The 24,086-nt window shown below is 52.9% G+C and carries 17 protein-coding genes; 4 read left to right on the forward strand and 13 right to left on the reverse strand.

Annotation, left to right across the window (positions count from 1 at the left end):
* Positions 1 to 2: 2 nt before the first annotated feature.
* The gene (locus BJL95_RS08185) at positions 3 to 1,592 is read right to left on the reverse strand and encodes a GTPase domain-containing protein (RefSeq protein WP_071156958.1); all 1,590 of its coding nucleotides are present in this window, start codon (positions 1,590 to 1,592) and stop codon (positions 3 to 5) included.
* Positions 1,573 to 3,309 carry a GTPase domain-containing protein gene (locus tag BJL95_RS08190; RefSeq protein ID WP_071156960.1) on the reverse strand — a complete coding sequence of 579 codons (1,737 nt, stop codon included), beginning with the start codon at positions 3,307 to 3,309 and terminating at the stop codon, positions 1,573 to 1,575. Before BJL95_RS08190 ends, BJL95_RS08185 begins: the two co-directional genes overlap by 20 nt.
* Before the next feature lie 111 nt (positions 3,310 to 3,420).
* Here BJL95_RS08190 and BJL95_RS08195 point away from each other — a divergent pair, with 111 nt between their 5' ends.
* The gene (locus BJL95_RS08195; RefSeq protein ID WP_064031665.1) at positions 3,421 to 3,855 is read left to right on the forward strand and encodes a DUF6694 family lipoprotein; all 435 of its coding nucleotides are present in this window, start codon (positions 3,421 to 3,423) and stop codon (positions 3,853 to 3,855) included.
* Here BJL95_RS08195 and BJL95_RS08200 read toward each other — a convergent pair whose 3' ends face one another.
* The 5 genes from BJL95_RS08200 to BJL95_RS08220 all read right to left on the reverse strand — a co-directional run bounded on the left by BJL95_RS08200 (position 3,856) and on the right by BJL95_RS08220 (position 9,023).
* The gene (locus BJL95_RS08200; protein WP_064031666.1) at positions 3,856 to 4,524 is read right to left on the reverse strand and encodes a DUF2959 domain-containing protein; all 669 of its coding nucleotides are present in this window, start codon (positions 4,522 to 4,524) and stop codon (positions 3,856 to 3,858) included.
* Positions 4,521 to 5,081, reverse strand: a complete 561-nt coding sequence (locus BJL95_RS08205; RefSeq protein ID WP_071156962.1) for a uridylate kinase — start codon at positions 5,079 to 5,081, stop codon at positions 4,521 to 4,523. The genes BJL95_RS08200 and BJL95_RS08205 overlap by 4 nt, the downstream gene beginning before the upstream one ends.
* Positions 5,078 to 6,451 (reverse strand): aminodeoxychorismate synthase component I, encoded by a 1,374-nt coding sequence (gene pabB / locus BJL95_RS08210; protein ID WP_071156964.1) that lies wholly within the window; start codon positions 6,449 to 6,451, stop codon positions 5,078 to 5,080. Before pabB ends, BJL95_RS08205 begins: the two co-directional genes overlap by 4 nt.
* A 497-nt stretch (positions 6,452 to 6,948) precedes the next feature.
* Positions 6,949 to 8,391 carry a sodium:proton antiporter NhaD gene (gene nhaD, locus BJL95_RS08215; protein ID WP_064031669.1) on the reverse strand — a complete coding sequence of 481 codons (1,443 nt, stop codon included), beginning with the start codon at positions 8,389 to 8,391 and terminating at the stop codon, positions 6,949 to 6,951.
* Between the two features lie 95 nt (positions 8,392 to 8,486).
* Positions 8,487 to 9,023, reverse strand: coding sequence for a MarR family winged helix-turn-helix transcriptional regulator (locus BJL95_RS08220; RefSeq protein WP_064031670.1), 537 nt, complete (start codon positions 9,021 to 9,023; stop codon positions 8,487 to 8,489).
* A 662-nt stretch (positions 9,024 to 9,685) separates the two neighbouring features.
* On the opposite strand from BJL95_RS08220, the gene BJL95_RS08225 reads away from it, so the two are divergent.
* The 3 genes from BJL95_RS08225 (at position 9,686) to BJL95_RS08235 (ending at position 14,516) form a co-directional block, all read left to right on the forward strand.
* Positions 9,686 to 11,176: an HAD-IB family phosphatase gene (locus BJL95_RS08225; RefSeq protein ID WP_071156966.1), complete on the forward strand. Its 1,491-nt coding sequence runs from the start codon at positions 9,686 to 9,688 to the stop codon at positions 11,174 to 11,176.
* 738 nt (positions 11,177 to 11,914) lie between these two features.
* Positions 11,915 to 13,297, forward strand: a complete 1,383-nt coding sequence (gene clcA / locus BJL95_RS08230) for a H(+)/Cl(-) exchange transporter ClcA (protein WP_254786726.1) — start codon at positions 11,915 to 11,917, stop codon at positions 13,295 to 13,297.
* Positions 13,298 to 13,352: 55 nt separating this feature from the next.
* The gene (locus tag BJL95_RS08235; RefSeq protein WP_071156968.1) at positions 13,353 to 14,516 is read left to right on the forward strand and encodes a cation:proton antiporter; all 1,164 of its coding nucleotides are present in this window, start codon (positions 13,353 to 13,355) and stop codon (positions 14,514 to 14,516) included.
* A 62-nt stretch (positions 14,517 to 14,578) separates the two neighbouring features.
* Here the strand turns inward: BJL95_RS08235 and BJL95_RS08240 are convergent, their stop codons facing one another.
* The 6 genes from BJL95_RS08240 to BJL95_RS08265 form a co-directional block, all read right to left on the reverse strand.
* A complete protein-coding gene (locus BJL95_RS08240) occupies positions 14,579 to 15,901 on the reverse strand; it encodes a glycoside hydrolase family 5 protein (protein WP_071156970.1) in 1,323 nt (440 codons plus the stop codon).
* Between the two features lie 197 nt (positions 15,902 to 16,098).
* Positions 16,099 to 18,054 (reverse strand): alpha-amylase family glycosyl hydrolase, encoded by a 1,956-nt coding sequence (locus BJL95_RS08245; protein ID WP_071156972.1) that lies wholly within the window; start codon positions 18,052 to 18,054, stop codon positions 16,099 to 16,101.
* 76 nt (positions 18,055 to 18,130) lie between these two features.
* On the reverse strand, positions 18,131 to 18,979 hold the full coding sequence (locus BJL95_RS08250) for a GGDEF domain-containing protein (RefSeq protein WP_071156974.1): 849 nt from the start codon (positions 18,977 to 18,979) through the stop codon (positions 18,131 to 18,133).
* Positions 18,972 to 19,823 carry an HAD-IIB family hydrolase gene (locus BJL95_RS08255; protein WP_071156976.1) on the reverse strand — a complete coding sequence of 284 codons (852 nt, stop codon included), beginning with the start codon at positions 19,821 to 19,823 and terminating at the stop codon, positions 18,972 to 18,974. Before BJL95_RS08255 ends, BJL95_RS08250 begins: the two co-directional genes overlap by 8 nt.
* 15 nt (positions 19,824 to 19,838) lie before the next feature.
* Positions 19,839 to 21,977 carry an HAD family hydrolase gene (locus BJL95_RS08260; protein WP_071156978.1) on the reverse strand — a complete coding sequence of 713 codons (2,139 nt, stop codon included), beginning with the start codon at positions 21,975 to 21,977 and terminating at the stop codon, positions 19,839 to 19,841.
* Between the two features lie 552 nt (positions 21,978 to 22,529).
* Positions 22,530 to 23,918 carry an OpgC family protein gene (locus BJL95_RS08265; protein ID WP_071156980.1) on the reverse strand — a complete coding sequence of 463 codons (1,389 nt, stop codon included), beginning with the start codon at positions 23,916 to 23,918 and terminating at the stop codon, positions 22,530 to 22,532.
* Between the last annotated feature and the right edge of the window lie 168 nt (positions 23,919 to 24,086).

Here is a 24,086-nt window from a genome sequence, read left to right on the forward strand (position 1 = left end):
GATCAAGCCGACTCGCGGTCCGGCAAGGTCCTACCCAGTAGACTCTGTTTGACGATCTTTTCTTCCTCGCCCGGCGTACAATCGCGCGCGATTTCACGGAGCTGCTCCAAAAGCCGCTGATTTTCCTGGTGTTCGCGTCCCAAGCTTGCGCCTATTTCCGCCCACAAGCCGGCCAAGGACTGTTGCAGGCCTTTTTGCAGGCCGCGCTGGGCGGCTTTTTGCAGCGACGGCTGCAATTGTCGCCGCGCAAAATTGGGTATCAACCAACTCAGACCGATTAACAGGGCGCTATGTATCGCGAAATCGCTACCCAAATACGCGCCGTCACCGGTCGCGCCAAGGTAATAGCCGAAGTAAACCTGATAACCCACGGCCGCCATCGCCGCCAGCGGCAAAGCGGTCGCGGCGACCGTGGCGATCCCTAAGCCGATCCGTTGCGGACGATTGCCAGGGTTCAACAGAGCCATCCGGCCGGCCAGTTCGGTTTGCGCGACCACCTTGGCGCCTGCCGTGTCGCGCAAATCTTGTAGTGCCGCGCGCAACGGCCGGGGTGGAATGCCGGCTTGCGACGCTTGCAGCGCCACGTCGTCCAACAAATCGCCGAACAGCGTCTGCGCCCAATCGTCCCAAAGCTTAATATCGGCGGTTTGACCGCCCGGTTCGGCCCGTGCCTTGGCCAGTTGCGTCAGCGGCCAGGCCAGTCCGGCAGCGAGGTCGGTTTCCGCGCGCTGCCAGCGCGTTTCCAATTGCCGTTGCAGAGCCGGGTAATCGCGTTCGGCCAACAGCTTTTCCAAGTGACGCAAGGTCGTCGACAACGCTTGTTTTCGCTGGCGTTCGCCGCGACGCTGCATTTGCCGCATCGCATGACCACCCGCCAGTTCCGCCAGTTTGACCAGCAACGCCGGAAATTCGTCACCGTCCGGTTGCACGCAACTAGTGCGAAACAGCAAGGGATCGGCAAAACCCGCCAACGCCAGTTGGCGCCGCAAGTCCTCGTATTGCGCCGCTTGGCCGCGATCCCACTGATTCATCACGAACAACCAGGCATGCTTGGCGCCCTCGGCCAATAGCAGGCGCCAGGCCTTGCCGTCGCGATAGCGCTCGGGACTGACTACGTACAGCAGCACATCGATATGCGGCAGCCAATTCAGCACCAGTTTTTGGTTGGCGGCTTCGACACTGTCGAAATCGGGCATGTCTATCCAAACAATATGGCGCTGCGCGTCGTCGTCGTGGTGATCGATCTTAATCCGGTCCAAGGGCAACCCGTCGGGCAGTTCATTCAATGTCAGGCCGCGGTGATGATACAGCGTGACTTCGCGCGAGGTCGGCCTTTCGATGCCGGCCTTGGCGATCGCCCGGCCCGCCAATCGATTCAGCAAACTGCTTTTGCCGACACCGGTCCCCCCCATGAAGGCAACGATCATCGGCCGGCCTGCGTCGCCTTGGGCTTGCGGGAACAAGCTGGACGCGATTGGACTATCCAGTTGCGCCAACCAGTCCGCCTGTTCGAGCGGCAGGCGCTGTGCCGCGACGGCCGCTTCGCTCCACCGGCGAGCGCGACCCAGTAATTCAGAGTATTCGTAATCCATGCTTTTTATCTTGCAAGGCTTGTTCGGCTTGCCGACATTCGGTTTCGTCGATATCGAACCGGCTGTTGCTGGCAATTTGCCCAGGCAGCGCATAAAGACGCCGTTGCAAACAGTGCTCGAACAGCGCGGCGTTGACGGTATGAAGTTGATGTTGCTTTAAATCCGCCTCGACGCGCGCCATATAACCGCCCAGCGTACTTTCCGCCAGCAGCGAGGTCGCGGTCAGCATCAACGGCATCAGCACCAAATCATGCAGACCAATGCCGCCGGCCTGGATAGTCAATAGCACCGCACCGGCGTCGGTGGTCGCCCGCGTGGCGCGCAAACTGTTGAGAATCAGCGGCTGTTCTTGCAATTTGCGATACAGGCGCTGGGCGGCGGCTTCGACGTCTTGCTGAAAATCGCCGTGGTAATTCAGCACCGCCCGTTGATAAGCGCTGGAAATGTCGCCGCGCTGTTGCCGTAACGCGCCGCTGGTTTCCTTCCACCAGCGGGCATCGTCCGCTTCGGTTTCGGCGATTTCCAGCAGGCGGTCCGCCAATTGGATCATCACGTGATCGCCGATCTGCGTTAACACAGCGATCTCCTGGCTGGCGCTGACGGCAGCGGATTTTGAACCGAACAATTTACGCATCGGCCAAGTCATCGCCCGGCGGGTTTTGGCCAACAATCCCGCCAAACCGGGGATTTCCAGCAAGGTCAACAGGTTCAATACGGCCTGTTGAAAGGTTTCGTAATGATGCGGATGGTTCAGATAATCGCGTTGATAGTCCTTGAGTGCCCGCGCCAGACACTGATCGACCAACGTCCGCCAGTGACGTTGCGATTGATGCTCGGCATACACCGGCTCCAGCCAGTGCGGCCAGAAACGCGTCAAAAGCTGTTGTTGGTATTGGCTGTGTTTACGGCGCGAGACCGATTTAACCAGTTCCAATACCGCCTGCTCCGCAGCCCTAGGCCAACTCGGCTGGTCCGGCAATCTTCGAAAATGCAGCGGCACGACATTCGGTACCGGGTCGCGGCGCGCGGCGCGCCATTTTTCGGCCAGCGAGTCGATAATGACGGCTTCCTGACCTTCGCCCAACTTGTTGACGACGATCAAAGTCGGCTGCCGCAGCGACTCCAAAATGCTCATGATGTCCCAGACCGACTGATCCGCGTATTTTTCCTTGCTGACCAACAAAATCACTGCGTCCGCCAGTGCGATGGCTCGCACCAGGCCCTCGCGGTAGTCGGCAGCATCGATGGAGTCGAAGTCGGGCGTGTCCCAGCACACACAGGGTGGTAATAACGGCGAACGTAACGGACTGGTGCCGATCGCGTAACAATCCAAGCGGCCCGGCGCCAATTCGCCGACCGCCACCCGCTCGAAACGACCGAAGTAGGCTTGCAAACCCGGCATGGCCTCGGCGGACACCGCATGACAGAAGCCCTGGGCCTGCACGGTGTAACCCGCTAAAGGGCTGACGCCGGCTTGATGACTGTTCAGCAGCAAGTTCACGGTGGAGCTTTTACCGGACTGGGTCGGCCCGATCACCGCGATCTGCATCGGCAAATCCGGATGCTCCGCAATCAGGCGTCCCTTCCGGATAAAAGCCTCGGCGAACAGCAGCTGGTCGGCGCGTTGCTGGTAATCCAGATAACGAGGACTTCGTTTATCCATCCGACCTAGCACGATCTGATAGCGCTGTTTGAGGTGTTGGATAAATTCCAGCATGTGGTAAGCTTGTGCCGTTAAAATTTCCGAGTAAATAAGTTTGTTGGGTAACCGGAACCATTATAAATACAAAATCCGGGTTTGTTCATTTAGCCGTTGGGGGGCTACATCATGAAAATCGCGTCGATTCTTTTCGTTTTATTGCTGGGCGCCGTGGCGAGCGGTTGCAACAAAAGCAACCAGATCAACGGTAGCAGCATGAAAACCGTCAACCGTTCGATCAGCCATATCAAGGAAAAACTGCCGCTTGATCAACGCATCGAATTCGAAGTGTCTTTTTGGACCCTGCGCGACGAAATCCGCGATAACGGCGAGTTTTTGAACGAGATCGACGGCAAAACGCCGGAGCAGTTGATCGAAAAGGGTAAGGAGCTATTTGCCAAACGCAAGGCAGCCGGCAGCAAGGATTACGAAGAATACGCCAACTGGGATCAGATGATTGCCCAATACTCGCAAGAACGTATCGATCAAAACCGGAAAAAAGCCCCCGATCCGCGTGATAAGCAGTACCCTCACCGCGTGGATTACAAAATGCACTCGATGTAATTATCGTTTGGATATCGAGGCCGGCGCCGGCAGTTGTTTTTGCTCGACGAGCACCGCAACGAACTGGCTGGCCTCGCCTATCGTCTTTTCCATCACGTCGATCAACCGGGAAATATCCAGACCCATTTCGACAAACTCGTGACGCAGCGCGGCAATGGCATGGGCATTCAGATTGTGTTTCAGGAACAACACTTGATCCTGAAACGCCGCCAACACCGGTTGCATCCGGCTTTCCGCATTTTGTAGGGATTTCAGCAGCCGCGCATATTGCTGCCGGGATTTTTTCAATTGCTGCTGACTGCGGGAACGCAAAACCCGATTGCTATACAGCAGCAATTCCGACTCCCATTCCGCGAACAAGGCTTCGCTGATTTCCTCCACCGCTTGAATTCGCTGACTGACTTGGTCGGCCTTGCTCCGACACAAATCGTAACGGCGTTTGAGTTGCTGGTAGCGCTGTTCCAGCGAATGTTCCGGCAGATTGACGATGCTTTTGAATTTGTCCAGAGCATCGACAAATTGATCGCGGCTCTCTTTTAAGCCCACGCACGCCTGTTCGACTTGGGTCACGACGATATCGCGTTTTTGATGACCCAACAGCGATTCCCGGCTTTGGTAATAGGCCTTGCGCAAGCGCTTGTTCAGTAGAGATCGGATGAAATGAATCATGCGTTGATAAATGACGCTTGGTGAATGATGCGGATTCGATACCCGGCGTCGCGACTGTAGCGGCCGAACGCCGAATCCACTATACCCTGGCCGATCAATCGGCCGATGTCCGTGTCGTCGGCGACTTCGGCCGACTTGACCAAGATCAATTCGCCGGCGTCCAAGCGGCCGGCCAACCAAGCGGCCAGACTGTCCGAGGTCACTTCCCAACTGGCTTCAACGCCGGCGGCATCCAACTCGGCGTGATCAGGCATCCAGATGGCCGACCGTTTTGCGGACAAAACTTCCGCGAGGGTCGCGACCGAATCGGCGGGCTGAAATTGCGGACGGCGAGCGTGCATCAACCAACCCATTTGCCGCATCGCCAAGAGTGCCATGCGATGCGCGGTAACATCGTCGAAGTTCCAGATTGCTTGGGACCGGCGCACCTGATCGGCAAACTCGCCGCCGCCCGGTACGATGACCAACGATTCGCCCCATCCGCCGAGCGCATCCAAGCAAGCCGGCAATACGCCGGCGCTCAGCAAACTGCCGCCCAGCTTGACGACCCGTGTCATCGCCGAAATTTCTCCAACACTTTTAGCAAGGCCGCCGCCTTATCGAAGCACTCCTGATATTCTTCTTCCATGCGCGAGTCGTTAACAATGCCGCCGCCCGCCCAGAAGCGTATCGTGTCGCGATTGTGGACCAGCGTGCGAATCGCGATATTGGTATCCATGTCGCCGTTAAAACCGATATAACCGATCGCGCCGCAATACACGCCACGCCGATGCGGCTCCAGCTCTTCAATGATTTCCATAGCACGCACCTTGGGCGCGCCGGTAATCGATCCGCCGGGAAAACAACTCCGCAACAGATCGATCGCCTGCTGATCTTCGGCCAACCGGCCAGTCACCGTACTGACCAAATGATGCACGGTGGCATAGCTCTCGATCTCGAACAAGGTCGGCACGCTGACCGAACCTTTTTGGCAGCTTTTGCCCAAGTCGTTGCGCAACAGATCGACAATCATCACATTCTCGGCGCGGTCTTTCGGACTATTGAGCAATTCGGCCATCCGAGCCCGATCTTCATCGGCATCGTGGCCGCGCGGACGAGTCCCTTTGATCGGCTTGGTTTCGACGCAGCCGCCGTTGACCCGCAAGAAACGCTCGGGAGAAGAACTGAGCACTTGCGCGTCCGGCGTATTTAAATACGCGCTAAACGGTGCCGGATTGATTTGCCGCAAGGCCCGATAAGCGGTCCAAGGCCGACCTCGGCACGTGCTCTCGAAACGTTGCGCCAGATTGATTTGGTAGCAATCGCCTTCCTTCAGGTAGTGTTTGATTTTCGCGAGGGCCTGAGCATAGTCAGACGCGGTCATATTGGAGCGCGGCTCGCTTAAGATTTCAAAGCCGGTCTCCGGTTCCGGTTCCGGCATCCGGCTGAACCGAACCGTCAAGTCAAGAATTTCCGCATCGCTCAAACCGTATCCGGTCAACCAACTGGCTTGCGACTCATGGTCGACGACGACAGCCCACCGATAAATCCCAACCGCCAATTCCGGCAGGTTTTCGCAATCTCGGGCCGCGGCCGGCAAGCGCTCGATACGACGGGCCAGATCGTAACCTAAATACCCGATAGCCCCGCCGCAGAACGGCAAGCCCTCGATTCCAGGCTGATGCTCGCCCAGCGCCACCTTCAACAGATCGAATGGATCGTCGGCACTGTAGCGAATTTCGCCGCCACGGCTGATCCGGGTAAGTTCTCCGAACGTCTGCAGGGTGGCTTCCGGCTCGGCGGCGAGAATATCGAAGCGACCTTGCGAATCGGCGGGCCGGCCGCTATCCAGAAACATCGCCCAGGGCCGGTCGGCCCATGGCGCAAATAGCGCTGCACTATCCGAAACATACGGCAGGCGTATTTTAACGGGCTGAATTGGGGGCATTAAACGGGGGAATTCTCGATGAAGCACCAAAACCGATCATAACGACCGAATCGGCAAAGGACGTGATTTTATACCAGCGGGAAGGTTTAGACCAACCCGGCACGCAGCGCCGAATGGATCGAGCCGAATACGGCCTGGAAAGCAGGTAACTGTCGTGATATCCGAAAAAGCTTAATCGCTCGGGAGAATCGACCCTCGCTTTCGCAAGTCGAATCAGAAACGCCTTGCGCGAATGTTGCCGATCTCGGGGCTTTACCGCCATTTCGGAGGGAGCCGAAGCGGCGCTCTCTTCCGCGTCCGCCGATCTTCGCAACCGGGCAGGAGAAGTCGTCGTTTCCGAGAACAGCTTGGGAAACTCACGCTCAATGGAAAAGACGATTTGAACGATCGCCAGACTTCGCCCCCTCCCCACCAAGAAATAATCGAAAAATTTTCGAACAGTTTATTTCACTTTTATTGCCTAATGATGTTGCGACTAGTTAAAGTCCTCTATGCGATCAAAACAGCTCGGCATTCATTAAAAAGTGCGCACCGATACCGCCAAAATAACCTAACGCAATCACCGGCGCCCATTTCAGATGAGTTAGGAATGTGTACGCGCCCTTGGCTTGGCCCATCAAGGCCACGCCCGCGGCAGAGCCAACCGAGAGCAGACTGCCACCAACACCGGCGGTCAGCGTTACCAACAACCATTGGCCTTCCGACATTTCGGGATGCATGGCCAGGATGGCGAACATAACCGGGATATTGTCGATCAGCGCGGAAATAACGCCAACCAGTATGTTGGCTGGGGTAGCACCCAGTTCACCATAGAGAAAACCGGACAAATGTTGTAGATAGCCGAGGAAGTTCATACCGCCCACACACAGCACGACACCATAGAAAAACAGCAAGGTATCCCATTCCATGCGCGCCAGATGATGAAAGACATCAAAGCGCAAACTATCTGCATCGGCGCTACCCTTGACTTCCTCGCCGGACATTGGATCCAGCCCTAGTTCCGGCTCGTCGCGATGGGTGACGTGCAGGAAATAGCCGAACAATTGCAGATAAGTCAGACCGGCCATCATGCCGACCGCCGCCGGCAGTTGCAGACTGTTTTGGAAAGTCACCGCCGTGAGTACGGTGAGCAGAAATAACACTACGATACGTTTAGCGCCACGGCGAGTCATGACCTTGGCATGAATAGGCGCCGGCTGGGTTTTGGGAATCGCGAAATGCATGATCGCGGCGGGGATCAGGAAGTTAACCACCGAGGGCACAAACAATTTGAAGAAGGTCCAGAATTCGATGATGCCCTTTTGCCAGACCATCAAGGTGGTGATGTCGCCGAACGGACAAAACGCCCCACCTGCATTGGCAGCCACCACGGTATTGACACAGGATACGCCGACGAATTTGGGGTTGTCCTTGCCTACCGCCATGACCACCGCGCACATCAACATCGCGGTAGTCATGTTATTGGACACCGAGGAAATGAAAAAAGCCAAGCCCCCTGTAACCCAAAACAACTGACGATAACTCGAACCCCGATTAACCAACCAAGCCCGCAGGCTGTCGAAGACGCGTCTCTCTTCCATCGCATTGATGTAAGCGATGGAAACAATCAGGAATAGTAATAACTCGCCGTAGTCCAAAACATCGTGCCGAATCGCCGTTTCGGCGACCGACGATAAGCCTTGGTTCTTATAAACCAGGGCAATCGCCACCCATATCAGCGCCGCCGCCAACATCATCGGCTTGGATTTTCGTAATTCCAATACTTCTTCAAGGACCACAAAGAGGTACGCGATCGCAAACAGGCCTACACAGAGGTATCCGACCCAATGTCCGCTCAAATCCAGGGCTTGAGAAAAAGTTTCAGCAAGCACGTTGGTTGAAAATAACATTAGTCCGGCAGCTGCTAATGAGCCAAGCAAAAACTTGTTTAGTTCGTTCATACATTCTTCCATTTCTGTCGTTCAACGATCGACTTTTTGAGTCGATCACGTTCTCATTGTCCATACCCGCAACATGCTTGGGTTGGCCTAAACGTTCACCCTTGATTTTTGGCTGAAGGCGATTTTTTAGGCAGCGGATTAATAGGCTGCATCGCGGCTTCGTCGTCCTTAATTTGCATTTCTTTAACAAGCACATCGAGATTCTTGGCCAGAGACTTCAGAACATTTTCCGGCAAGGCAAATAGTGCATGTTGCAAAATCCCCTGCGGCGGCGAGCTTACTTGGTTTAATAGTTCAATACCGTCCTGAGTCAACATCACGGTAACAACCCGTTGGTCCTGACTAACGCGCTCCCGCATGATTAATCCCTTCTTGGCCAGTTTGTCGAGCATATTGCTGGCGGTGGAATGATGGATCGACATCGCTTTAGCTAGTTCGGTGACTTTCAATCCCGGATTTTTTGATAACTCCCAGAGTGCCCACAGTTGAGCGCTGGTAACGCCGCAATGCGTTTCTACCCATTGGGAGTGTTGCTGAACGGCCTTAAAAATCATTCGAAATTGTTTCAAGACTTCATGTGGCCATTGTTTGGAGCCGTCGGTGTTGGTGGTTGGCAGTGCTGATTTGTTCATGGGGTTACGGTTTATAGTCGGCAAAATTAAGGTGTCAAAAACATTATTACCCACCTGACAGCCAATGTGGCCCGCTTGATTCGGGCATAACGAACTCAGAATTTTTCCGCTGGCTCCGTACAGTATGCGGAAGATCTGGCAGATCGGCGTCTCGATATATATGTTGACACAAACAATGTTTGCGTCAACATTGTTGGGTCATTATAATGCTCTCGGCAAGTCTAAGAGCGGATTACCTGCCTTGGAATGGTTTGATGTGGTTTCAAAAATTGACAGCGCAACGAAATCCGCTCCTTAACTTGCCTCCGACGCATACTGCTTACAAGTAACGGAATTAGCAAAGACGCTTTCACGACCGCTAGACGCTCTCTGTCCAACAGCGATACACAAAACAAAGCGCCAAAATGACGAAATTAAAATGTTTTCAAATATTTACGTTAGATTGTTGATTTGCCTGGTTTGGCTCTCCTCTGTCATATTGCTGGCATCGTGTTGCGGTCAAAACACCCCAGTCCCTATCGATCAATCTTCGTCGACAACGGCGTAAGCCGACAAACATTCCAACTATCCGGGATGTCACCTTAGCAGCCGAAACTCGCAGAATTGGGCTCACTTGAAACCGTGGGACCGACTTCGGGACTGCAAATGACTAGGAATAGCGCATGAAATCGAAATATCGACACTGGGTATTCGTCAAGAGAAAGAAAAACAGACGGACTCATCAACAACGCGATTCGAACGCCTGTGCGACCGTCGTGATACCGGCTTTGAACGAAGCCAAACGCATCCAGGAAGTCGTTGCTTACGCCTTGGCAGATTCGGCTACCGCCGAAGTGATTGTCGTCGACGATAGCTCCATCGACGATACAGCGATGCTGGCGAGAGAGGCCGGTGCGAAGGTCATGACCAGTAGCATGTTGGGCAAAGGCGTCTCGATGCGCGACGGCGCGGCGGCGGCTACTCATGATTTGGTCGTTTATCTGGACGGCGATCTGACCAATTTACGTCCCGGCATCGTCACCAGCCTCTGCTTGCCGCTGCTTAACGAGGGGGCGGACTTCGTCAAAGCCCGCTTCGGACGCGGTGGCGGCCGGGTTACCGAACTCACCGCCAAACCGATGCTGAAAGTGTTCTTCCCCGAACTGGCGCATCTGGCTCAGCCGTTGGGCGGAATCATTGCCGCACGCAAACGCCTGTTGCAAACCATTAGATTCGAAGATGATTATGGTGTCGATGCCGGTCTGTTGCTTGACGCTCATTTGGCCGGCGCCAAGCTGGCGGAAGTTGACATTGGCTTGTTGGAACATGATAGCCAGCCGCTGCAAGATTTATCGCTGATGGCCAACGAGGTCAGCCGCGCCATTTTCGATCGCGCCAAAAAAGCTGGACGCCTGCATGTGGAACAGGTCACGGCCATGTACGAGAACCAACGCCAAGTGGCTGCCGGTATCGATTATGTGCTGTCTCTTCGCAGGGGACGCCGATGCTTACTTTTGCTGGACATGGACGGCACGGTAACCCCATCGCGATTTGCGCTGGAACTGGCACGCAACACCGGAAACGAAGCGGCTTTGGTGCAACTACTGGATACGCCTCATGACGATGCCATAACTCGTAGCGAGCGGATTGCCGAGTTGTTTCGCTTCATTCACAAGCAGCAATTCGAACAGGTGGCTCGTACGCTGGAAATCCGTCCAGGCGTCATCGAATTCGTCAAGCAGGCAAGGCGAGCCGGTTTCATGGTCGGTGTCGTCAGCGACAGCTATTTTGTTGCTGCCGATATTATAAGACGTCGCATATTTGCTGATTTCGCGCTGGCTCATATCCTGACTTTCGATGGGGAGGTCTGCAACGGCCAGTTACAAATCAATCCGGCTTTCTTGCCCGACGACGTCAATTCAGTTACCCCGATTTGTAAAAGCAACGCAATGCGATGCTTCTTGACAGATAAATCACAACCTCCGATCGAACTGATTTGGGCTGTCGGCGATAACCTTAATGATTTGGAAATGTTGCGGCTAGCAGATAACGCCTTCGTCATCGATCCCAAGTCGCCTAAACTGCTTGAGGAACCGGGCATCACGCTTATCAGTGAATTCAGCGACTTAGTGGAGTTGTTAACGCATGAGGCGTCGGAAAGTATCGAAGCGTAACGGCATCCGGGTTTAGTCATTTTTAATCGCGCACTCCGTGTCGTGATTACTCGACTAATACAAACATCGTCAGGGCCATTGGGGTTTTTATGAGCTTCACGCGTTGCACAGCTGTGATATTTATTGTCAGTTTGCTATGTATCTTCGGTTGCGAGCAACACAATCCGGAGCCAGGCGCTCAATCGAGCCAATCGAAGCGGTTTGCTGAAAGTACAAGGCAAGCGGTTATACAGTGCCTTAAGTCCCGCTCATACATTGTAAGCTCTGAAAATTCAACCAGAAGTATCCGCGGACACGATTTCCAAACGGATCCGAATAGAGTGTCTTGCTCAGACATTTATTATTACAACCAAGGTCGCTTGGGTCGACATCCCAATACTCCCAAATAGGCGGCAAAATATCCTCTTGTAAGGATACCCTCACAAATCGCGAATCGTCTAACTGCAACGATTCGCGATTAGCCGCCTCCTGACGCAAACAATGTTATCGAGAAATCAACCCGTTAGACCCCGCCCCTCTTTGCAACAATGCGTTTCTACAAACATTGTTTGCTTCAACATTACCTCATCACTAGAATGCGGTCAGTAACGCAAATGACCCAATAGATTAAAACGACTGAATGCGTTAAGAAAGAAAGGTATTCGGTGAAGCTCTAGCCATTGTCGGTTCGTTTGGTAAGGCTGCAACCGAATATATGGCTGGCGATTTCAAATCGCTTACTTTGTCGGGAAACGTAACTTGGCTGTATTCGTCGATTGTGAAGGCCAATCACCTGCCTCCGGGGGAAATTTGTTGCAACGTGATCCATCAGAACACCAATCCGCTTCAAAGGTAGAATTTAATCGGCAGCGGAACCATTTGATACCCCAAGCGCTTGTGCTCGGATTGACGACCGGCGCAACTTCGGTAGCATTCCATATAGCAATGAATAGCGCAGAAGCATTTCGAAAAAAGTTTTTAGACTTATCACATCAGAACCCCGACTTCGGCGTTGGAATGATTCTGGGATTAGCGTTAATCACCCTAATCATCTCCGCCGGAATCGTCAGACAATTTGCACCCGAGGCAAGCGGCAGCGGCATTCCCCACATTAAGGGCGTATTGATTGGGCACCGCCATTTCCGCTGGTTTCGGGTGCTGATTACCAAGTTTATCAGCATGGTCATTGGCGGCATTGGCGGCCTTGTCGTTGGTCGCGCCGGTCCCTGTGTACATATGGGAAGTTCCATAGGGCAAGGGCTAGCCAATATCTGGCCTAAAAACGGTAACCCCGAGCATACGATATTGATTGCTGCCGGCGGCGGCGCCGGGCTCACGGCGGCATTCAACGCCCCTCTCTCCGGCTTGACCTTTGTATTGGAAGAACTTGAACGGCGATGCTCTTCGCTCGAATTCGTGACCGCCGCCATGGCCTGTCTGACAGCGGATATGGTGTGCCGCGCGGCGCTCGGCCAACAACCCGCCTTTCATTTCGTTAATTTCACCGCTCCGCCGCTGAGTCTTCTTATTGCATTCGTTCCTTTGGGTTTACTATCCGCCGTATTGGGTAGTTTGTTCACGCATGCCTTGTTGCGGGGACAACGATTGGTTACCCTGAGTGTTTGGCCGAAAACGATGTGGTGGCTGACTTTGGCAACCTGGCTGACAGCCACAGCTTGGTATGCGCCCGAATTATTGGGCGGCGGCTATGATTTCGTGAATGAAATTCTCGTAGGCCGGGAACTCACACTGGGAACGATAGCGCTATTCTTTGTCAGCCGATTCGTGTTGACTATCGGTAGTTCCTGCTCGGGCGCGGCCGGGGGGATTTTTATGCCGATCTTGGTTTTGGGCGCATTGCTGGGTTGGGGGGTCGGTGCGACCACACAATTGTGTTTTCCCGAATTAAATGCAGATCCTAAGCTATTTGCCGTTATCGGGATGGCTGCATATTTTAGCGGAGTGGTACAAGCGCCTTTAACGGGCATCGTGTTAATCATCGAGATGACCAGTGATTACGCATTGATTTTGCCGCTATTCATCGCCTGTTTTACCGCTTTGCTCATCGTGAATTGGTTAGGATGTCCTCCCGTTTATGAAGCCTTGCTGGAAAACGAATTGCGACAAAAACGAATTCAGTAATAATTTCACTGAAACCGCCTGATATTCTAGCCAGCACCCCTTAGGAGACACAGTTATGGAATCTTACCGTATCGCATTATTTGTCATCGCCTTGGCGGCGGCTTTCTCTCCCTTGCTTGCCAGAATTCCAACACGCTTCCGCATGCCAGTCGTGGCGACGGAAATGCTTCTTGGAATGATAATCGGCCCTCATATTTTCAACTGGGTATCACCAGACGGTTTAGTCGGTATGCTAGGTGAGCTGGGCTTGACGTTTTTGCTGTTCATGGTGGGCATGGAAATCAATCTCGGCGAAATTCAAGGCAAACCCTTGACGCTGGCCATTGGCGGGTGGTTTCTTTCGTTTACGGTGGCCATGGCTTGCATGTCCGTCGTGCATGCCATCGGCCTGATTCAGGCACCGCCGCTTTTAGCAGCGGTAGCCTTATCGACCACCGCACTCGGCGTATTGGCCCCGATTCTGCGAGATGAAGGCATTCTGAATACGGACTTCGGCAAAATGCTGCTGTCGGCGGCGGCAATGGGTGAATTCGGCCCGCTGATGGTGGTCTCCATGCTGATCATCCCGACCCATAGTACCTTTTTGCATACCGTTTTTATCTTGGCCTTTGTGGGGATTACTTTTGTGATAGCGGATACGGCGATCAACGCCCGCTCCTCCACTTTAATCGATCTCCTGGCCCAAACCATGCAAAGTAGTGGCCAACTGCCGGTGAGAATCTGTATTGCGCTCCAGGCCCTACTGGTGGTTTTAGCCGGCGAGTTTGGGTTGAATGTGGTGGTCGGCGCATTCGCGGCCGGCATGGTGGTGGGCCTTGCCAGCAAAGGCGACGGCGGCATGATTCTTCGGCAGAAACTGGATGCCATCGGTTATGGTTTCTTAATCCCCATTTTCTTTATCGTCGCCGGTATGAAATTTGACGTTAGCGCACTGTGGGCGAATCCGCTGGTTCCAGTCCAGATCATCTGCCTATTGGGTTTGTTGATTCTAATTCGTGGCGTGCCGGTAATCCTTTACTACCCAGTTTTAGCGTCAAACGACAGATTGCCTTTTGCACTCTATTCCGCGACAGGCCTGCCCATGATCGTCATTATCTCCGAAATCGGGGTCTCGTCCGGCCTGATGGCACCGGATCGAGCAGCCGTTCTGGTCAGTGCCGGGATGATTTCCGTTTTGCTGTTTCCTCTACTGGCCGAAAGAATAAGACAGCATTCGTAAAGTCCTATGCCCGTACAATTGCCAACCAAACCAGTTTCAAGCGTCAGCCGTTACATTGACACTTAATTAGCCATGCCAACAATGTCTTGTTCCGCCTGATTCTCTGATTTAGCGGTGACAGTTTGCGTGGGCCGCTTCAGGTTTCTGCCTAAGGTAGCTTTTTTCATGGCGTTGATGACTGTCGGGTTGGGTGAAAAATATTCCGGCGTGTTCCACTGACTCCATTTGTGTTTGATCGTGTTGAAATCATCCGTGGCAATATTGGCAACATTGCTATTTTGTTCAGTTGTGTTGTACATACCCCAGTTATTACGACCTACTACCTTATAAGACCAAGTGGTCCAATGGCTGCCGGTTTCTGTAAATTGCTGAAGTCCGTAATCCCATGATTCGGCATTTTCGAATAGTGTGAATTCTCCAATAAAATGCGGCACGTTATATTCGGTGCCCCATTTCCGCGCGTCTTGTATCCACCCATCCACAGCGTTTTTCATCACCGCGAAATCGTTATTGTTTTGCCATTGGTAATAATGCAAGGAATAGACGACGTTCTCCCAGTTTTTCTCTTGGGGATTGGGCAGCGTGTTCCACCACCAAATAGCTTCCATAATAATGATATGGTCTGGATCAATCGCTCGGATGGCATGATACAGACGGTTGTAAAGGCTAACCACCCCAGATCCCATCCGGCCGGGAAACGTCTCGGAAGGTTCATTCAGTAGGTCATACCCCGCCACGGCGGCATTATCCTTAAAGCGCGTGGCGAGCGTTTCCCAAAGCTCAACCAGTTGATTCTGATAGAGCGGGGTAGAATACAGCAAAGCGCCGTTTTGTCGGCCTGAGTGATGGGCTCCGTTCTGCGATCCTGGCGCTCCGTGAAGATCAAGAACGGTGTAGAGCCCATATTCCCGAGCTTTGTTGACGGTCCACTCGATTCTGGATAAATCAATGGCGCCTGTATCGTCCCGCCTCCAATTGCCCTCATCATCCATATGGTTAAACGCATATACCGGCAAACGGATACAGTTGAGACCGGCTTCTGCGATGTTCTTGAAATCCTGTTCCGTGATCCAAGTATCCCAGTAAGAATTGTAAAGTTCCCACACGGCATCCTTGCCAAAACGCTCGGTTAGAACACTTCGCGCATCCCATTCATTTGATGCCCCAGCTAACGGGGACATCCAAGGTTCATGCCCCCTCCAACCGCCCAGATTAGTGCCGTATAAATGAACCTTTCGACCCAATCCATAGTTGTCTTTGATATCCGCTCCATCCACTTTAAGAAAATCCGAAGCGGCGTAGCATGAAGGAGAACCCATCACGATTGTCCAGAGTAACGCGGACAATCTCAGTACGCTTGGGTGAGTAACAGGTTTCGGTTTCATAAATATCACTTTAAATAACGTGGTCTCGGTACAGGGGTTGCAGGACAAAACAAGCTTAGGATTTTCCATCGTCGAACAATCGGTAAAGCGTCGACAACAGGTCTATCGTCGACAGTATTGTGAAGAACGCCTTCAGCCTGCTCGGTCAATATACTCGATATGGTGATGAAATATTCGAAGCCGACTTAACTAGCACCTTATATTTCCGACAACCAATAGAACTGAAAACCCTGCAACGCGACCCGTCTGTCGTATTGCTCCGGCTTGCCGCCGCTGTAAACATCGACAAATTGCCCGTAGGGATTGATGCCCTTGCTTTTGAGCAAGTAAAGATCCAGGTATTGCGGATTGGCATCGAAATTGGCGACGACTATCACCCGCTCGGAAGGACGCAGGTGATCGAAACGAATGAAACACAATAAATGCGCGTTATCGACGTCGACCAGTTCCCGGTTGTTGAAGTCGGCGAACGCGGAGATTTCCTTACGGATCGCGATCATTTTCTTCATTGCATTGAACAGGACAAATTCGGTGGTGCCTTGTTTTTTGCGCAATTCGGCCCTGTCCCAATTAATCTTGGGTCGATGTATCCAGCGGTTGTCGTCACTTTTACCGGGGTCGTCGCGGTAACTGTAATCGTTGATGACGCCGAGCGCGTCACCGTTGTATAGCAATGGAATACCGCCGAAGGACAATATCAGGCTCTGCAATAACAGAATCTTTTGGATTGCGGAATCGATCAAGCCCTGGTCATTGTTTTCCCGGCCCGCTTCCAGCCCCGCCAGGGAAGCCAACGAACCGCTGATACGGGCGTCGCCAGTGGTTTCGTTACGCATGAACACCATGCCTCTGGCCGGAGATCCTTCGAATTGACCGCTGAAATAATCGACTAGAAATTGCCGATGCGCGTGAGGGTCGTATCCCGCGGCGCGAATATCGTTGTCGTCGAAGCCAAAGCCGATATCGTCGTGGCAGCGCACATAATTCAACCAAGTGGCGCGCTCCAGTTTCGCCGGCAAGTTTTTTATCCCTTGACAGAGCAGTTTGGCATTTTGAGTGGCTATAGCATCCCATAGCAAGGCCATCAAAGTAGCGTTGTAAGCAATTTCGCATTCCTTGGCGATGATTGCATCCTCGCCAAAATATTTGATGACTTCGAGCGGCGTGACGATGGCTTCGGCGATGAACAACACACCCGGCGCGGTGACCTGACAGCAATCCTTCATCAATTGCAATATCAGATGGGCATTGCGTTCATTCTGGCAGGTGGAGCCGATTTTTTTCCACAGAAAAGCGACGGCATCCAGGCGTAAGATATCAACTCCCTGGTTAGCCCAGAATAAGATAATATCCAACATTTCGATGAACACCTCGGGGTTACTGTAATTCAAATCCCATTGGTAATCGTTGAAGACTGTCATCACCCATTTTTGCATGTTCTCATTCCAGGTGAAGTTGCCCGGTGCCGACTCCGGGAAAACTTGCGGCATGGTCTGCTCGAACATATCGGGAATTTCCCGGTTATCGAAGACGAAGTAATAATCCTGATAGCCTCCTTCGCCTTGGGCCGCCTTCTTCGCCCATTCGTGTTCGTCGGAGGTGTGATTCATCACGATGTCCAGTACCAGCAGGATTTCGCGTTTTCTGAGTTCCTGAGCCACCCGCCGCAGATCATTCAGATCGCCCAGCCTGTCGTCGATCTGTCTAAAATCGCTGACCGCATAGCCACCGTCGCTCTTGCCCGCGGGACACATCAGAATCGGCATGATATGCACCAAATTGATGCCGAGTTCCTGGAAATAAGGCGTCTTGCTTACCAGATCGGCCAGATTTTCCGCGAAGCCGTTGGTATACAAGGCCATGCCGACCCATTTCTGCGACAGAAACCAGTTGTGATCCTGTTCGCGCTCCATGTCGATGCGCTCCAACTCGGCGGACCGATCGATATAGCCCTTGGCCATGGTTTCCACCAGCCGCAGTATTTGCGGTTTAAAATCCTCCCGCTGACCGTACAGCGTGAAAAATAGCGAATAAATCGCATAAAAATTGGCGCCCAGCCGGGTGTAAAAGTGCCGAAGATCCTGGCGACGAATCTCCGGTTTCAGATCATCCAGAATGGCGTTCAATAGCGAATGGGAGACTTGTTCATACATGTCGTTGCGGAATCCATGGTTGGGATGATGTAAAAACTCACTAATAAATCAGGTTGCCACGCTATCGGTAAAGATTCTATTGGTCAAAAACCCCATATGCGATTGCGTTCTTGCTATTGTTTTTTACTGTATACATTAATTTATCCGCGCGTTTTACTAACTCATCGACCGAAATTTCGCCGCTTTGGTAGCTTAATACACCGATGGAAAAAGTGACTGGCCATTTATTTTTACGCATCTCGTTCAATAATCCGGCCTGAATTTTTTCAACGGTAAACTTTGCAGCATCTTGCCCCATTTCGGGCAACAACAATATAAATTCATCACCTCCCAATCGTGCCATGAGATCGGTGTTACGCAACATGTTTTTTGCCCGACTTACGAAAGCACATAGAAGCCTGTCACCAATCAAGTGCCCATATTGATCGTTTACCCATTTAAATCCATCGAGGTCGATATACGCAATCGTGAATACATGTTTATAGCGTCGAGAACGATTAAGCTCGGCTTGCAGTAACTCGAAAAAATAGCGACGGTTGGCAATGCCGGTCAAATAGTCCATGCGAGAAATTTGTTTTTCGCGCTCCAGCTCTTGTAATACAGGTAAAAGCCAGGTAATCATTACAAAGAAGCCAAAGCGCATGATGGCATTCCAATAGCCAATCATCGGATGTGAGTATGAAGCGTTGTTCAGTTGATCGACAATAAACCAGGTTCCGGTAGCAAAGACACAGAATACTAAACCCACCTGCCTACCAAATGCCAAGGTCACCAATACGATGGGTATTAAGTAGAATATTGAGAAACTGAATTCCCTGCCTAGTTTAAAATCAATAATACCGATACCAATATTGATTAAAAAACTAATAATTAACCAAATAATGGGGGTTTTGTTGTCGTTTTGGATAAAGCGCCAATTACTCATTAGCTTGTTCCATCCAACCCCGCGTGCAAGGGAAAAAGTGCGAAACGCCCTCAAGAATTCCCGCACTGTAGTTGCCGTTCATGCCTAAAAAATTTCCTTTAGCCAAATACAACCTGGCACCGGTTCCATTTTGCTCGGCGAGCGCCGTGGATTGCGCGACGACATCGCCATGCGCGTTGGCAACCAGAATCGCATTAATGCCACTGATTAGCACGGGCAGATCGTTGCCGCTATCGCCGGCAAATACCGTATTGCCGACATCGAAATTCTGGTGCTGCATCAAGAACTCCACGGCATGTAGTTTCGTGGCATGGGCGGGCAACACATCCAGCAATCCGGCGGCTGCGGCTTCGTCCACGCTGTAAATCAGGCTGGCCGCCAGATTTCGTGCGTGCAGTTGGTTCGCCATTTCCTGGCGCAAGGCTTCTATATCGCTGAGCGTGGTCAGATAGTAGCTGAGCTTGAAACGGTTTTGCTTCGCCTCTTCCTGCAAGCGCAAATTCGGCAAATCGTCAAACAAAGGCCGAAGATCCTTCGCCGTCAGACCGCGCCAATCGCCGGCGATATCCTCTTCCCAAGCGACCCAAGGTTCCCATTCTCCGGGGCTGGTTTTATAGATCGTGGTGCCGACGTCGCCAATCACCCAATCGGCTAATGGCAGATCATACTCACGGATCGCGTCTTCCACCAATTCGCGATGCCGGCCGCTCACATAGGCCAAAGTCACTTCGGGGCGGGAAACCAAACGCGCGAAAGCCGCTCTCGCCCCTGGCGACTCCGTTTGACTGCCATTGGGTAACAAGGTGCGATCCAAATCGGTACAAATCAGAAGACGATTCATCATGGCGCTGGCGCTCCGCTAAAGATGGAAAAAATCGTAATGTTCGATGGCTTCCAGTATGCCCCAGGCGTTGGAGTGTTCGGCGAAATAGACCTGTTCCATGTCCGATAAATTCGACAATTCCTCGCGGTGGCGGTTGGCCACCACGACCCCCAGCGTATTGCCCGCCACCATATCGGAATCGCCGCCGGAACCGCCCGTCGCCAGGATGCGCTCCAGGGGAATATCCCATTGCCGCGCGACATAACGCAATGCCTGTCCCTTGGAAGCGCGAGCCGGCACGATGTCCAAGAATTGCCCGAACGACAGCGTGGGATTCACCGACAGTTCCTGTTGGCGCAACAAAGTCAGAATCTCTTCCATCGGCGGCGCAAGCTCGCTATCGTAATAATAGGAAATCTTGAAGCGGCTCTGTTCTCGCTTGGGTTGCGGCGTCAAGCCGGGTAGCGTGCCTAGTACCCGGCGTAAGACCTGGGGCGTCCACAGATGGTCGATATGGTAGCTCCAGGCTATGTCCGCGATCAGTTGCGGCGTGAAATAGACTTCGGTACCGAGGCTGGTAATCAGAATATCCGGTACTGGAATACGATGTTTCTTAAAAATGGCTAAAACTGAATCCAGCCGTCGTCCGGTAGCAATGCCGAACAGGCATTTTTTTCGCTTTTTGCGAATCAGGCTGACAAATTGCGCCAGTCCCTCGTCGTCCCCCAGTAACGTATTATCCAGCGCGGTAAAAATAGCCTGCGACCGCAGCCGGCCGGTTGTGGCGACCAGCGGTGTCTTTGGCAGACGTTCGAAATGCTGCAACAACGGCGGCACTTTTTGGAGATAGGCTTGGGCATGCGCTTCCCACGAGTAATGACGGACGACGTTCGCCAGGCCGTTAGCCGATAAAGTCCGCCAGTACTCGTCATTGTCGAGTATGCTCAGCAAGGCCTCGGCGATCGCGGATTTATCCAGCGGGTCCACCAACACGCCGTTTTGGCAGTTGCCGATGATGTCGACCGGGCCGCCGTTTTCGGTGGCCACCAGCGGCAGACCGCTGGCTGCCGCTTCCAACAGCGTCAGACCAAAGGGTTCGGTCAAAGCGGGATTAATAAACACCCCCTTGGACGCCGCCGCCAGACGATAAATGTCCGCGACGTCGTCCGCCTTGTGGTGCTTGGGTAGGGCAACCCGACCGTAAAGGTCATAACAATCCGTGACCAGCAACAATTCGGTCAACACGCCCTGCGCTCCGTCGTCCATCTCCCGAATGTCGTCGCGGTTGCCGGCGACGATCACCAGATTGGCCTTAGCTTGCAAACGCGGCGATTCGCCGTAGGCTTCCAATAAGGTGACGATATTTTTCCGTTCGTCCGGTCGCGACAACGCCAATATCATCGGCATATCCGGTTGAGACAGGAAATTCTTGAGCGACGCCGCAAACTCGCAGATATCGTTTCTGGCGGCCGGAGGGTGAAATTGCTCAAGATCCGTACCGGGCGGTATGACGGCCATCTTTTCCGGCGTGTAGCAATCGTAAAGTTCGTATTGGTCTTCGATTTCGTTACCGGTACTGGTGATGATCAAATCGGCATTGCTCAGCGTCTCCTCTTCGGCATTGATGCGCCGCGAAATGTGGTAACGCTGCTCGATCTCCTCCATTGTCAGACCCCGCGCCAGCAACCTGCGGCACTTGTCGCGTCCCAAGGAATGGCCGGTGTGAATCAACGGCAACCCCGTCAGATGCGAAAGCCGCACGCCAACATAGCCGGCGTCGGCATAATGGCTGTGCAACACATTCGGCCAGCGCGGCTGTCCATGCAGCCAACTCAACAGATTATCGGCAAAGCTGTCGAGGTGATCCCAGAGCTCTTCCTTGCGGATGTAGCCTTCCGGGCCGGCATCGATACGAACGATTTGCGCGTTTTCAGCCAATGCCTCGACGGCTTCTGCGTAATCGCCGCCGACTTCAACGTCGACGATCCGCCGCGTCACCAAATCCACCTGCTCGACATTCGGCTGTTTTGCCAACGCCTTGGCCAGTTCCACGACGTATTTGGTCTGTCCGCCGGTATCGGCGTCGCGCCCCAGCTCCAAATCGTGACCGCGGATCAAGCCGTGTATGCTGATCAAGACGATGTACAAGGATTCGGATTTTTCATATTCCTGCATGGTTTTGCTCCATGAACGGCATGCGTCTATCGCGTCGCCCAAGACTAATGCTTACCTAAATAGAGCAATGGGCTTAGTTAATGTAGCGGTAATAACTCTTCAACAAGTTAGCTGACAGAAATGTCATGGCTATGGCAATGACCAATGCGGCGCATATATCATTATCCCCCAGTTCCTCCCCAATTCTCTTCGCGGAATCATGATAATTGCTATCGCCAAATGCACCGACCCATCGCTACTCGGAAATCACGCATCAATAAGTTTTCCGAAAATCGCGATCTCGGACAGACAGTTGGCGGATGTCGGTATCCAAGCCCACTTAGAACGACCGTAAAATGCTGCCGCTCTCCGTCGACAACTTGACGACCTAGCTCGGCCCCCGCCATGCCAATAAACTAGGACCTAGGATCACCCCAGCCAGTCACTCACCCGCTACAGCCGGACTTTGTAGGCGTGTAAACAATTCGCCCAACAGTCGAGTGGTCAGCAAAATAATCATCAACTGAAGGAAAAATTGATGGACAGTGTGGGCTTCCATGAGTCGATAGACCGTTAAAGCTTCTGCCGACTATCGATCAGCTTATCGGCCTCAGTTTCTGGCACGAGGACTTCGACGGGTTGTATTGACTGGTCCTTAGGAATCGTTGTCTGAGCGACCAGATCAGAACCGACTGGCCCAAGGTGTTGTCGATTTATCAATAATGCCGGAAGTACCGCCAGACCAATCAGGAAAGGCAGCGCCAATACTTGGCCGGCCCAGCGATAACGCCCCTCGAACGGCCCCGAGGCACCGTGAAATTCGCGTTGCGGCAGACCCTCGGACGTTAAGTACTTCCAGGGCTTGGTATCCAGCCAAGCCATCACTTGCCCGATTAGGAGCAACAACGCCATACCGCCCAAGTTGACCAATGCTACGGCCATAGGCGTTTCTCGACCGAACTGGTCCAGAACGATGCCGCCGGCGTAAGACAACACCATCGAGGTTAGAAAAATGGGTAAGGATTGTTGCCCCATCGTAGCGATGGCAAGAGGTAATGCAGTCGACAGCCATTGCGGACGCCAGTTGCATAGTCGGTGCATCAGGTAAGCCAGCGCGAGTAAGTGCACCCAACGCAACAAGCCGAGGTGGCTTTTGTTTAGCCACGGCTCTAATTTTGCGCGCAGTTCGCCCCAGAATAAGACTTTAGTGTAGGTGGCTTCATGTCCCAACGGAATGGACAGCAATACCAACGAAAGGCACAAACTCGCCAACCACCGATGCCTGACGCCGACGCTTAGCCAGCCGGCACCGAAAGCAAAGCCGGTGAAAAACATCAATTGCCAATTCATGGGATTGAAGTACCAGGGGCGGCCGGTCGATGGGTTGGCGGTCAGTTCCCAGCCATATTGCCAGCTTGCCCAATACAATCCCAGCGAGCAACCCAAGGCCACGGCGACGTGCAAGCGCGATAAAGCCCAAAATATTGGCAGCCACGCCATCATCACCAGATACATGGGCAGAATGTCGAAATAGTTAGGCACATAGGCCAAGGTAAACAAGTCGTAGAGTGCTTGTTCGGTCGACTCGAAAAAATAGACGATATTCAGACGTTGAATGTCATTCATTTCAGGCACCCAACGATTACCAATCACGCAAATCAAGGCCAGCAAAACGAATGACGCGAGATGCGCGCTATAAATCTGTACGCAACGGTGCAAGATGCGAATCGACCCTAGCCAAAGTCCAGCGCGTTCGAAGCAGCGGCCATAAGCCAACGCGGAAGCAAAACCTGATAGGAATACAAACACATCGGCGGCGTCGCAGAGGCTAAAGCGAGATGGGGTATACCAAAACCATGGGTTATCGGGCATGTGGTTGATGAATATCACCAGCAACGCCAAGCCCCTAAAAAAGTCCAGCTGGATATTCCTTGTTGGCAGTGATTGGTTTGGCAATCCCATAAAGCCCCTGTGATTCGATAAAAAACGAGTAGACTAGCGAAGTATTTCGATTCGATCATTTTATCGTACTCGACTTTAGACATTCAGCCTCCGTTCCCGACAGGGCCGGCGGCTTTTTTGTGGGAGGCGGATTCAAAACAAAAGTGCAACACCTCGATAGTCAATCCC

Origin of the sequence: Methylomonas sp. LWB, from assembly GCF_001856095.1 — a bacterium.
GTDB classification, from domain to species: domain Bacteria; phylum Pseudomonadota; class Gammaproteobacteria; order Methylococcales; family Methylomonadaceae; genus Methylomonas; species Methylomonas koyamae_A.

What these genes read in the sequence shown, in the direction of transcription:
- BJL95_RS08185 (WP_071156958.1), bottom strand. Translation starts at nt 1,592, where the DNA reads ATGGATTACGAATACTCTGAATTACTGGGTCGCGCTCGCCGGTGGAGC.
- BJL95_RS08190 (WP_071156960.1), bottom strand. Translation starts at nt 3,309, where the DNA reads ATGCTGGAATTTATCCAACACCTCAAACAGCGCTATCAGATCGTGCTA.
- BJL95_RS08195 (WP_064031665.1), top strand. Translation starts at nt 3,421, where the DNA reads ATGAAAATCGCGTCGATTCTTTTCGTTTTATTGCTGGGCGCCGTGGCG.
- BJL95_RS08200 (WP_064031666.1), bottom strand. Translation starts at nt 4,524, where the DNA reads ATGATTCATTTCATCCGATCTCTACTGAACAAGCGCTTGCGCAAGGCC.
- BJL95_RS08205 (WP_071156962.1), bottom strand. Translation starts at nt 5,081, where the DNA reads ATGACACGGGTCGTCAAGCTGGGCGGCAGTTTGCTGAGCGCCGGCGTA.
- pabB (WP_071156964.1), bottom strand. Translation starts at nt 6,451, where the DNA reads ATGCCCCCAATTCAGCCCGTTAAAATACGCCTGCCGTATGTTTCGGAT.
- nhaD (WP_064031669.1), bottom strand. Translation starts at nt 8,391, where the DNA reads ATGAACGAACTAAACAAGTTTTTGCTTGGCTCATTAGCAGCTGCCGGA.
- BJL95_RS08220 (WP_064031670.1), bottom strand. Translation starts at nt 9,023, where the DNA reads ATGAACAAATCAGCACTGCCAACCACCAACACCGACGGCTCCAAACAA.
- BJL95_RS08225 (WP_071156966.1), top strand. Translation starts at nt 9,686, where the DNA reads ATGAAATCGAAATATCGACACTGGGTATTCGTCAAGAGAAAGAAAAAC.
- BJL95_RS08235 (WP_071156968.1), top strand. Translation starts at nt 13,353, where the DNA reads ATGGAATCTTACCGTATCGCATTATTTGTCATCGCCTTGGCGGCGGCT.
- BJL95_RS08240 (WP_071156970.1), bottom strand. Translation starts at nt 15,901, where the DNA reads ATGAAACCGAAACCTGTTACTCACCCAAGCGTACTGAGATTGTCCGCG.
- BJL95_RS08245 (WP_071156972.1), bottom strand. Translation starts at nt 18,054, where the DNA reads ATGTATGAACAAGTCTCCCATTCGCTATTGAACGCCATTCTGGATGAT.
- BJL95_RS08250 (WP_071156974.1), bottom strand. Translation starts at nt 18,979, where the DNA reads ATGAGTAATTGGCGCTTTATCCAAAACGACAACAAAACCCCCATTATT.
- BJL95_RS08255 (WP_071156976.1), bottom strand. Translation starts at nt 19,823, where the DNA reads ATGATGAATCGTCTTCTGATTTGTACCGATTTGGATCGCACCTTGTTA.
- BJL95_RS08260 (WP_071156978.1), bottom strand. Translation starts at nt 21,977, where the DNA reads ATGCAGGAATATGAAAAATCCGAATCCTTGTACATCGTCTTGATCAGC.
- BJL95_RS08265 (WP_071156980.1), bottom strand. Translation starts at nt 23,918, where the DNA reads ATGGGATTGCCAAACCAATCACTGCCAACAAGGAATATCCAGCTGGAC.